Origin of the sequence: Frankia sp. CcI156 (genome assembly GCF_001983015.1) — a bacterium.
GTDB classification, from domain to species: domain Bacteria; phylum Actinomycetota; class Actinomycetes; order Frankiales; family Frankiaceae; genus Frankia; species Frankia casuarinae.
In genome coordinates this window covers 39,645-50,255 of the sequence record NZ_MOMD01000012.1, presented here as the reverse complement: position 1 = coordinate 50,255, position 10,611 = coordinate 39,645, and the positions used below count along the sequence as shown (strand labels likewise).

Sequence of the window (10,611 nt, the reverse complement as noted above, 5' to 3'; positions counted from 1 at the left end):
TCTGAGACGGCGCGCTCTGAGACGGCGCGCTCTGAGACGGCGCGCTCTGAGACGGCGCGCTCTGAGACGGCGCGGCATTCCGCGCCGCTGGGCTGGACAGAGCATTGAGCTTACGTGAAGCTTCGGATCGCGCTCATTCTGTCACGTCGCCTCAGAGGGACGATCGATATGATCCAAAAGCTGATGCCTCCCGTGTCCCGCCATCCGCTCACCCGCGCGCTCGTCACACGTACCCCCCTCGCCCGGGGGATCATCGATCGCTTCGTCGCCGGCCCGTCCGATACGGACGCGATCGCCGCGGTAGCCGGACTTGCCGACCTCGGCCTCCTGGCGACAGTGGATCTGCTCGGTGAGGACATCACCCGTGCGCAGGACGCGGCCGACACTCTGCTGGCCTACCTCGGGCTGCTCGACCTCGCCGACMGCGCGGGGATCGCCGCCGGTCTCGACGTCTCGGTGAAGCTGTCCGCGCTCGGTCAGGCCGTGCCCCGCGACGGCCGCAAGCTGTCATACGAGAACGCCGCCGAGCTCTGCGCGCGGGCAGCGGCGGCGAACGCGACGGTCACCCTGGACATGGAGGATCACACCACCACGGACTCGACGTTGGACACCCTGGTGGAGCTGCGTCGCGACTTCCCCTTCGTYGGCGCCGTCCTGCAGGCGCAGCTTCTGCGCACCGAGACGGACTGCCRTGACCTCGCCACCGCCGGGTCACGGGTGCGGCTGTGCAAGGGCGCCTACCGCGAACCGTCCGCCGTGGCCTACCAGGGACGTCCGGCCGTCGCCGCCGCGTACGCCCGCTGTCTGGGAATCCTGCTCACCGGATCGGGCTATCCCATGATTGCCACTCACGATCCCGCCCTCCTGAACCTCGCCGGCCGGTTCGCCGAGCACGTGGGACGCCTGCCCGCGACCTTCGAATACCAGTTGCTGTACGGGGTACGCCCGGGCGAGCAGCGGCGGTTGGCGTCGACCGGGGCCACGGTGCGGGTGTATGTGCCCTACGGGGCGGACTGCGTGCCGTACCTGACCCGGCGGCTGGTGGAGAGACCCACGAACCTGCTGCTTGCCGCCCGCGCGCTCCGGAGTCGGGCCTGAGACGCGGCGGGCCTGGGATTATGGGCGGGCCTGGGACGCGGCGGGCCTGGGACGCGGCGGGCCTGGGATTATGGGCGGGCCTGGGACGCGGGCTGGTTGGACGGGGGACGGAGCGTGCGACGGGACGAAGCAGAGCGCGTGGCGACCGGACCGGTGACGGTTCCGGTCGCGCGTAACGAACCGACCCGTTCCTACGCCCCGGGTAGCCCGGAACGTGCCAGTCTGYGGCGGGCCCTGCTCCGGCTGGGCGGTGAGCACATCGAGCTGACTAACACGATCGGGGGACACCAGCATCTCGGCGGCGGCCCGGCCCGCGACGTCGTGCAGCCTCATGCATACCGGCGGGTGCTCGGAACGCTGCGAGAGAGCACCCACGCGGACGCGGCCGCGGCGGTCGCCGCGGCGAAGAAGGCCGCCCCCGGCTGGCGGGATCTGGGTTTCGCGGGACGGGCCGCGGTGCTCCTGCGCGCCGCGGAGGCGCTCGCCGGCCCGTGGCGGGACACGCTGAACGCGGCCACCATGCTGGGCCAGTCGAAGACCTGCCAACAGGCGGAGATCGACGCCGCCTGCGAGCTGATCGACTTCTGGCGGTTCAACGTGATGTTCGYCGCCGAGTTGCTGGCCGACGTGCCGGCCAGCGGGATCGGGGAATGGAACCGGCTGGATCTGCGTCCACTGGAGGGATTCGTCTACGCGGTCAGTCCGTTCAACTTCACCGCCATCGCCGGGAACCTGGCGACCGCGCCGGCGTTGATGGGGAACACTGTCGTCTGGAAGCCGGCTCCCACGCAGGCGTTCGCCGCACATTTCCTGATGCGGCTGCTGGAATCGGCGGGGTTGCCGCCCGGCGTCATCAACCTCGTCGGCGGTTCGGGTGAACCGGTCAGCGACGTGGTGTTCTCCGACCCGGATCTGGCCGGCGTTCATTTCACCGGTTCTCCCGCCGTCTTCGCCCGGCTGTGGCGGGCGGTCGGCGAGAATCTGGACGGCTACCGTTCCTATCCGCGGATCGTCGGGGAGACCGGTGGCAAGGACTTCGTGGTGGCGCATCCCTCGGCCGACGTCGACGTGCTGCGTACCGCGCTGCTGCGGGGGTCCTTCGAGTACAGCGGCCAGAAATGCTCGGCGGCCTCCCGGGYGTACCTGCCCGCAAGCCTGTGGCGGCGCCTGGACGCCGAACTCGCCGCCGCGACCGAGGCACTGTCGGTGGGGGACGTCAGCGACTTCGACCATTTCACCGGTGCGGTCATCGACGCGCGCGCCTACGATCGCCTGGCCGCCGCGTGCACCCGCGCTGCCAGCGATTCGACCGTCACCGTTCTCGCCGGGGCACAGTGCGATGACGCTGTCGGCTGGTTCGTCCGGCCGACGGTGCTGCTCGGCACCGATCCCGGGCGGGAGTGGTTCACCCGCGAGCTGTTCGGCCCGATCCTGTCGGTTCACGTCTACGACGACAACCGGCCAGGTGCCTGGGACGACGTGCTGACACTGATCGATCGGACCTCGTCCTACGCGCTCACCGGTGCCGTCGTCGCGACCGACCGCTCGGCGATCRCTCGCGCCGAACACGTGCTGCGCTTCGCGGCCGGCAACTTCTACGTCAATGACAAGCCGACCGGGGCCGTGGTCGGCAGGCAGCCGTTCGGCGGCGCTCGCCGTTCCGGTACCAACGACAAGGCCGGTTCCGCGCAGAACCTGCTGCGCTGGGTCAGCCCACGGGTGATCAAGGAGAATCTCGCTCCGCCTGCCGACCACGTGTATCCCCACATGGGGCCCGGGGCCTTTGGCGCGTCCGGCGGTGGCGCGTCCGGCGGCGGTGGCGTGGGTGGGCTGCCGGACGACTCCGCCGGGGGTCCCCCGGCCCCTGACCGTGCCCCCTGACTGCGCCCCGTGTCCGTGCCCCCGGAATCCGGTAAACGCGCAGACGTTTCCCTGAGAGGATCTTAGACTGATATTCCTGATTGGTCCGCTACCCCGGGAGGCGACATGTCCGGATCTACTCATGGGCGTCACATTTTGACCTTCTGCGGAAAATGCAACTGTGGTTGCCCGGAGCTCTTCGTCGACCACGAAGCTCCGGCGGAGCGGCGCATCGTGCTGACCGACGACTTCGGCCAGCGGATCCAGATGAGCGTCGAACAGCTCCAGGCCATCATCGACGAGGCCCGTGCCGGCAGCATCACCGCACTGGTCGATGCCGAACTTGCCCTGGGCGTGAGCTGACGTGCGACGTGCCGTAACTGGACGGGAGCCCGCGGATCGGGGTGTCACCGGGTGGGGTCGGCGGGGGCCGTCGGATCGGTGACACACCACCACCCGGCAGCGGCGCACGCACTGGCCCCACCGCAGGCGGTGGCCGTCGTTGCCGCGGCCGTCTGCGCGTTGCTGGCGATGTTCCACGCCGGACGTCTTGCCGGCGCGCTTGCGCGAGCCCGGCGGAGGGCCGTGTACCCACCGGTCGAGATCGGGCACACGGTGGTGGCCGCGGGAATGGCCGTCATGTTCGTCGGCCCACGCTGGATGACGTCGTCGGTGGTGTTCGCCGTCGCCTATCTGGCGCTGGYCGGCGTCTTCTTCCTCCTTGTCCTGACGGACCCGACCTGCGAGCCGTCGCGGTGGTCCTGTTGCTCGATGCTCGTCATCGAGGGCTTGGCGATGGCGTGCATGGCCCGGGCGGGCAGGTGGCCGGTCGATGATTCGACCGGTCTGACGAATCTGACCGACTGGTTCGCGGTGATCTTCGCTGCGGCGGTGGTGGCTGCTGTCGGTGGCCCGCTGGTCCGCAGGGTCAGGCCGGGCTGGGTGACCCACCCGCCGCCGGCGACATCGGCCGCGTCCCGGCTGGTCATGGCCGGCGCGATGCTGCTGATGCTGCTCTGACGGACGGGTGCCGGTCCTGACGGGCGGCTGCCGGTCTACCCGCCTTATTCCCGTCGGTATTCCTACCGGTGTGGCCCGAACGGGTATGGATGGGCGTTGAATGGAGGCCATGAGCCAGCCACTCGCCACCTTCGCGGGGGGCCCCGCCGCGGGCCCCCCGTTCGCCCTGGAAGAGGGCGATCGCATGCTGCGGGTACGCCTCGACGGCGGCGAGATGTACGCCAAGCAGGGATCCATGGTGGCCTATCGCGGCCGCGTCGACTTCGCCTACAAGGGCCAGGGAGTCRGTGGATTCCTGCGGCGGGCGGTGACTGGTGAGGGCCAGGACCTGATGAGGGTGGCCGGCCACGGAACCGTCTGGTTCGCCGAGTCCGGAAGCCACATCTCGGTCTTCACGCTCGACAACGACAGCCTGACGGTCAACGGCCGCAGTCTGCTCGCGCTGGAGTCCGGCATCCGCTACAAGGTCACCACGACGTCCGGCGGCATCGGCGCCATGATCGCCGGTGGGATCTTCAACACCGAGGTTTCCGGCAGCGGCGGCGTCGCCGTGCTGTGCCTGGGCGCTCCCCTGGTGTTGTCGACGGACGAGCCGGTCTGCGTCGACCGGGATGCCGCGGTCGCCTGGACGGCGGGCGTGCGTACCCGGGTGGTCTCCTCGTTCAAGATAGGCAACCTCGTGGGGCGTAGTTCGGGGGAGCTCGCGCAGATCGAGTACTCCGGTCGGGGGGGATTCGTCGTCGTCCAATGTGGTGAGACGCCGGCCGCCGGGACCGGCACCGACCGGCACTGAACCGACTGCCGGCAGCGTGCCGGCAGGGGCTYGTCTGGTCGGGCGAAGTCGCTGCGGGGGAATAACGCCATGATTATGACGGTTCGTCGCACGCTGCCCGCACGCTTCCTCTGTGCGGGATTTCTATCCTACAGTAAAACTTACCTGCACTTACGTTCATGCGGATGTGAGGGGTCCGGGTTCAGGTTCGCTGCGAAATCCGTATCCGTGTGATGTGCTGTCCGCTGGAGGTTCCGCCCGTCGGCTCGCGCGGACCGTCGGAGGTCATCGCCGCTGGTTGAGGCGCCACGACGGGTCGATCAAGCGGCGTGGGACGGGGCACTCCCTCGGTGTGATGACGAACGACGTCCGGCCGGCGATGCCCGACGGGAGGTGGAGGTTATATGGTGACGCGTGGTGACGCGGAAATCATCGAACTTCTGAACAGCGTGCTGACGAACGAGCTCACGACCGTCAACCAGTATTTTCTGCACAGTCGTATGYAACGTAACTGGGGATATCGACGGATCGCCGAGCACTATTATCACGAGTCGATCGACGAGATGAAGCACGCGGATCAGCTCATCGAGCGGGTGCTGTATCTCGGCGGTCTGCCGAACTTGCAGCGTCTGCACACGCTGCGTATCGGGGAGACGGTGCCCGAGCAGCTCGAGGTGGACCGGTCCGGGGAGTTTGAGGCGGTTGACCTGCTGCGCCGGGGGGTCRCACTCTGCCGGGAGCGGGGCGAYGTCGGATCGGCCGTGCTCCTCGAGCGGATCCTCGTCTCCGAGGAGGAGCACATCGACTGGCTCGACGCCCAGCTGGAGCTGATCTCCCAGCTTGGTGCGGCCCATTACCTCGCCCAACAGATCCATGAGGAGTAGCGGAAGGTAGTGGATGGTGGCGATGAATGGCGGAGTAATCCCGTTTTCGTTTCCTCGTCGTTACGCACCGTTGTTGGCGATGTGAACGGGCCGATCCTTTGAGTGTCATGGTGTCGGGTCTCGCCATGCAGGACCCATCCGACTGGCGATAGTGTCCAGTCGGGGGGATCGCGCGGAGGATCGCAGCAGCGAAGCCGACCGTCCACAGGGTGCCGTTGAGGCGGTGCCGCGGGAGAGGGGAGGGGCGAGCCGATGAGCATCGCCAGGTTCTGTCCRCCTCCTCCGCCCCGGGTGGCCGCCGGCTCCACCGCACCGCCCATCTGACCTCCGAGAGCTCCACGCGGGGACTCCTCGGATGAATTCCTTATGAATGGAAAGGATCGTGCGCTAGTGGCGACGTACACGCTGCCGGACCTGAACTACGACTACGGTGCTCTGGAACCGTCCATTATCGGGCAGATAGTCGAACTGCACCACGACAAGCACCACGCGACCTACGTCAAGGGTGCCAATGACACCCTTGAGAAGATCGCCGAGGCGCGCGACAAGGGCGACTTCGGTGCCATCGTGGGCCTGGAGAAGACGCTCGCCTTCAACCTTTCCGGGCATATTCTCCACTCGATCTACTGGGAGAACCTCTCGCCGGACGGCGGGGACAAGCCGGACGGTGCGCTCGGTGAGGCCATCGCCGCCGACTTCGGTTCCTTCKACGCCTTCAAGGCGCAACTGAACGCGGTGACCACCACGGTGCAGGGTTCCGGGTGGGGCGTCCTGGCCTACGACGCCACCGCGCAACGTCTGCTCATCGAGCAGGTGTACGACCACCAGGGCAACGTCGGCGTGGGCAACACCCCGCTGCTCGTGTTCGACGCCTGGGAGCATGCCTGGTACCTGCAGTACAAGAACGTCAAGGTCGACTACGTGGCGGCCCTGTGGAACGTCGTCAACTGGGCCGACGTGGCCGCCCGTTTCGTGAAGGCCAAGGGCGCGGCGGCGGCCTGACCGTGCGGGCTGGTTCCCCGAGGCACAGGACCGTGCCCGGAGAGCCGAGATAGTTGATCATCAAACGTGCGCGAAAAATGTGTACGGATCATGACAAGGGCAGCGCCTCCGGCGGTGCCCTTGTCGTCGTTTTCCGGTGTTTCGGGGCGGGGGCCACGAGGTCCGGTCACCGGCTTCGCGGCCGGCTTCCCAGCTGACCTTGCCGCCGGTCCGGCCGACCGGACACCTTTCGGTCGACGTCACGTCAGCGTCTGGTCGGCGTGTCGTGGAGTGATGTACGACACACCGTGAACGGCTTGACGGCTTCCCTTCCCGCTACGCAGGGTAGTAGACATGTTCGTGGACGTGCTCCGGCCCGATCGACGCCAGTCCGAGATCCTTCCGTCGCCGTCGTCCTGGCGACGTTGTCGCTGATCTGCCGGCGGTCCCGAGCCTGCCGGCGGTCCCGAGCCGAGCGATCCGTCCCGGCCGCGGGCGGCCAGCGGTTCGGCATCCTCCGCAGCCCGATGAGCTCCTGACGTTCGCCGGCAGGCGACGTGCGGCAGCCGCGTGTCCCTCCGGTCRCCGGGCCGTCGGACCGATCATCGGCGGGCCGGACACCTTCCCTCTCCCACTCTTCAAGCCTTCTCCGCGTCCGCGAGCTTTCACCGCGTCCTCAAGCCTTCTCCGCGTCCTCAAGCCTTCTCCGCGTCCTCAAACCCTCACCGAGTCTCCGAGGCGAGATCAACGATTGATGTCACCTCGACGCCGCGCACGCGGCACGTCCGGCCCGTCTGCCGCGACGATCCGTTTCGTCCGAAGGAGATCTGGCGCCGATGCCGTCGCCGACCACTCAGTTGTCCGTCGATGATCCACGGATGGCCTCGCCCACCTCGCCCACCTCGTCCGCGGCGGGCAGGCAGTCCCGCGCCCGCACCATCGTCGGTCCGCAGCGGGGCAACTCCGTCGTGCCGACCGCAGGCAGGCCGGCCGCGACACCCATCGCACCCATCGTCTCTCCGGCGTCGATCGTCTCTCCGGCGTCCACCGCCGTCCCGGCCGCGACCCCGGTTCCGTCGACGCGTCGGCTCCCGGCGGCCTMTCCCGCCTCCGGAGGGGCACCCGGGGAATACGTGCGTGCCGTGGTCGCGGTGCTGCTCGGGCGCGGTGAGCAGGCCGGCCCGTTCCACCTTCTCGCCGATCGGCTCGCGCTGGACGGCTACCTGGTGACCGTCGTTCCCGACGGTGGCCGCCGGGTGCCCGCGGTGGCCGAGAACCGGGTGCCGGGTGTCCCGTTCGTCCTCCTCGGTTCCGACACGGGGGCCCTCGCGGCGCTGGCGATGGCCGCCTCCCCCGCGGTACGTCCCGACGGTGTGATCATGGTCGGCCTGCCGCTCCTGCAGGTTCCCGTCGCGGGGGTGGCCATCGAGGAACCGTTGCCGCGTGCCCTGCCCGACCTCCCGATCCTGCTCATCCACGGTGCGCAGGACGAGGTCAGCCCGCTACCCCTGATCCGGATGACGACGCGCACCGCGTCCCGGGCGGAGCTCGTGGTCGTCCCGGGCGGCCACGACGTGCTGACGGGTCCGGGGCGTCGCAGCGTCGCCGCGCGGACCCTGCTCTTCCTGGAGTCCCTCCGCGAGGCCTGACCCCGGCGGGTCTGCCGGCCCGGGGAGGGCAGCGGGTCGTGATCGTCGCCGCCCGCATACTCGGCATGGCCGTTCGGCCCACTCGGTAAGGGCCGAACGGCCAGCCGGGCGTGACATCCGGCGGATCGGCTGGTCCGTCCCGGCAGGGCACTGCTGACGACACCGCCGCCGGACCCCCGCGGGTCCTGAAGATGCCCAAACCCGTCGTGGTCGGATCCGTGGACCTGCGACGGCGACAGGCACGGGAAGACGCCTGCCAGACCGAGGTGGCCCTCAACCGGCGGCTGGCGCCGGACGTGTACCTCGCCGTCGCGGACGTCCGCGACGAGGCCGGCCTCCTGCGTGATCACATGGTCGTCATGCGTCGGCTGCCCGTCGCGCGCCGACTGACGACGCTGGTCGAGCGGGGCGGGTGGGTTGATCCACAGCTGCGAGACCCCGGTGYGGATCGGTGCGGATCGGTGCGGCGGGCAGCCTGGCGGCTATGCAGGCTCGCTGGCTGGACCTGCTGCGCGCCGAGGAACGTTCCCGCCGGTTCCGGCGATACGAGCCCCTCGTCGTTGCTTAGAGTAATCGGATCGGGGTGAAGCGCGTACGCTTAGTTGCTGTGACGGCTGTAACGTCGCTGCCGCCCACGCAGAGTGGGGGAGCCTCCCCGGCCGGTCGCCGAGCGACCGCGCGTCGTCGCCGTGGCGGTGGGGAGCCCGGTGGCCCGGGCGGCCCGCGAGCGCGGTGGGGCACGCGGCTCGCGCGGGCCGTGCTGGGCATCGCGGCGCGATGCGACGCGGGTGTCCGGCTCGTCGGGCTGCTGGCGTTTCTCGTGGTCGCGCTCGCGTTGTTCGGGTTGACGCTGCACGGAGTGGTCACTCATCGGCTGGACGCGACCGACGGCCTGGTGAGTCGGCACGGCCGAGCGCTCGCCACGGCTCAGGAGCTGCGGGCCGCCCTCTCCCAGGCGGATGCCGCCGCGGCGGCGGAGGTCTTCGCGCCCGTCGAGCTTCTCGTCGGCAGGGGAGAGTCCGCCGCCGAGCTGCGGCAGCGCTATGATCGGATCAAGAACGGTGGGCTGTTCGAGGCGAGTGTCGCCGATGCCGCCCGTGACGTCCTGGACCTGCGCCGACTAGACCCGGCCCTGTGCGCCGCGGACCCGCCCTGGTCCGACCCCGCGGCGCCGCCACCCGGACCCGACGGCGCAGGGACCCGGCCGTCGTCCGGGCGGATCGCCTCGTCGTGCCCCCTGGACGTGCTTGCCGGCGGCATTCCCGTCTACAACGGGATGGTCGAACGGGCCCGGGCGAACAACCGGGCGGGGCTGTCCGTCGGCGAGGCCAACCTGCGGGCCGCCTCGACGATGATGCGCACGGAGATCCTTCCGGCGACCGAGGTGCTCGTCGCCCGGTACGCCGACGCGGTGGACACCGCCTACCAGCAGGCCACCGGCTCACGGGGGGAATGGGCGATCGTGATCACGGCCGCCCTCGCGATCATCGCGCTCGTCGGCGTCCAGCTGCTTCTGGTCCGACGCACGAACCGACTGGTCAACCCGGGCCTGCTGCTCGGCACCGGGTGCATCCTGGCCACGGTCACCTGGACCGCGGTCGCCTTCGGGACCCAGCAGACCCGTCTTGACACCGCGCAGGACTCCGGGTATCGACCGATGAGCCTGCTCGCCCGATCGAAGACCCTGGCTCTGGAGGCACGGGTCGATGAGAACCTCTCGCTGACGGCGCTCGGCAACGGCACCCGTTTCGACGAGCACTTCGCCTGGGTGACCCGAGGCCTCGGCTTCGACGTGACCGGTGACCGCCTACCGCCCGAACCGGTCACCCGTCGTGGTTCACTCGTCGTCGCCCTCGACGCGCGCGGGGGGGCCGGGATACCGGCGGGACTCGAGAGCGATCTGCGCTCCTGGCTGCGTAGCCGGGCCTCGGTGGTGGCTCTGCTGGCCTCGTCACCGGACTCGGTCGTCGCGGCCGCGCGAGGACCGGGAGACGCCGGCTCCTCCGTCGGGGACCCGCGTTCCTCCGACACGTTCGGACAGGCGGTGACCCGGACCCTCGGGCCGGGCACGACGGCGTTCACCAGCTTCCTCGGCAAGCTCGACGTCGCGATCGACGCCGCCCGGGGCAGGTTCGAAGGAGATGTCCGCCGGGCCGCCGCGGCGTTGYGCGATCTCGAGCTGGCCGGCCCGGCGCTTGTCCTCACCGCGATCGTCGCGGCCGCGGCGGGGATGTGGCCCCGGCTCCGGGAGTACCTGTGAGCCCGCCCGGTCGGACCGGGCGCCGGACCGGGCGGACCACCCGCCGGCACCCTTCCATCCCGACGGGGGCAGTGGGCCCGCTGCTTG

Annotated in this window: 11 protein-coding genes; 10 read left to right on the top strand and 1 reads right to left on the bottom strand. The window is 69.7% G+C overall.

Going from position 1 to position 10,611, the window contains the following annotated elements; all coding sequences use genetic code 11:
• The first annotated feature begins 168 nt into the window (after nt 1-168).
• The 7 genes from CcI156_RS05620 (at nt 169) to CcI156_RS05590 (ending at nt 6,636) form a co-directional block, all read left to right on the top strand.
• Nucleotides 169-1,098, top strand: coding sequence for a proline dehydrogenase family protein (locus CcI156_RS05620; protein WP_076804605.1), 930 nt, complete (start codon nt 169-171; stop codon nt 1,096-1,098).
• A 138-nt stretch (nt 1,099-1,236) separates the two neighbouring features.
• Nucleotides 1,237-2,979 (top strand): L-glutamate gamma-semialdehyde dehydrogenase, encoded by a 1,743-nt coding sequence (gene pruA, locus CcI156_RS05615; protein ID WP_254847287.1) that lies wholly within the window; start codon nt 1,237-1,239, stop codon nt 2,977-2,979.
• A 105-nt stretch (nt 2,980-3,084) separates the two neighbouring features.
• Nucleotides 3,085-3,321, top strand: a complete 237-nt coding sequence (locus CcI156_RS27590; RefSeq protein ID WP_011437208.1) for a hypothetical protein — start codon at nt 3,085-3,087, stop codon at nt 3,319-3,321.
• A 78-nt stretch (nt 3,322-3,399) separates the two neighbouring features.
• Complete coding sequence (locus CcI156_RS05605) at nt 3,400-3,978, top strand: DUF5134 domain-containing protein (protein WP_254847286.1); 579 nt, start codon at nt 3,400-3,402, stop codon at nt 3,976-3,978.
• A gap of 100 nt (nt 3,979-4,078) precedes the next feature.
• Entirely contained in the window at nt 4,079-4,771 is a 693-nt protein-coding gene (locus CcI156_RS05600) for an AIM24 family protein (protein WP_076804601.1), read from the top strand.
• A 383-nt stretch (nt 4,772-5,154) separates the two neighbouring features.
• A complete protein-coding gene (gene bfr, locus CcI156_RS05595) occupies nt 5,155-5,634 on the top strand; it encodes a bacterioferritin (protein ID WP_076804599.1) in 480 nt (159 codons plus the stop codon).
• 390 nt (nt 5,635-6,024) lie between these two features.
• Entirely contained in the window at nt 6,025-6,636 is a 612-nt protein-coding gene (locus CcI156_RS05590) for a superoxide dismutase (protein WP_076804597.1), read from the top strand.
• A gap of 832 nt (nt 6,637-7,468) precedes the next feature.
• Here the strand turns inward: CcI156_RS05590 and CcI156_RS25480 are convergent.
• Nucleotides 7,469-7,618 (bottom strand): hypothetical protein, encoded by a 150-nt coding sequence (locus tag CcI156_RS25480; RefSeq protein WP_217697673.1) that lies wholly within the window; start codon nt 7,616-7,618, stop codon nt 7,469-7,471.
• A 139-nt stretch (nt 7,619-7,757) separates the two neighbouring features.
• Here CcI156_RS25480 and CcI156_RS05585 point away from each other — a divergent pair, with 139 nt between their 5' ends.
• The 3 genes from CcI156_RS05585 (at nt 7,758) to CcI156_RS05575 (ending at nt 10,524) form a co-directional block, all read left to right on the top strand.
• Nucleotides 7,758-8,264 (top strand): alpha/beta hydrolase, encoded by a 507-nt coding sequence (locus tag CcI156_RS05585; protein ID WP_232235043.1) that lies wholly within the window; start codon nt 7,758-7,760, stop codon nt 8,262-8,264.
• A gap of 191 nt (nt 8,265-8,455) precedes the next feature.
• On the top strand, nt 8,456-8,851 hold the full coding sequence (locus CcI156_RS27585; RefSeq protein WP_175637542.1) for a hypothetical protein: 396 nt from the start codon (nt 8,456-8,458) through the stop codon (nt 8,849-8,851).
• Nucleotides 8,852-8,871: 20 nt separating this feature from the next.
• On the top strand, nt 8,872-10,524 hold the full coding sequence (locus CcI156_RS05575) for a hypothetical protein (RefSeq protein WP_235187054.1): 1,653 nt from the start codon (nt 8,872-8,874) through the stop codon (nt 10,522-10,524).
• Nucleotides 10,525-10,611 lie beyond the last annotated feature (87 nt).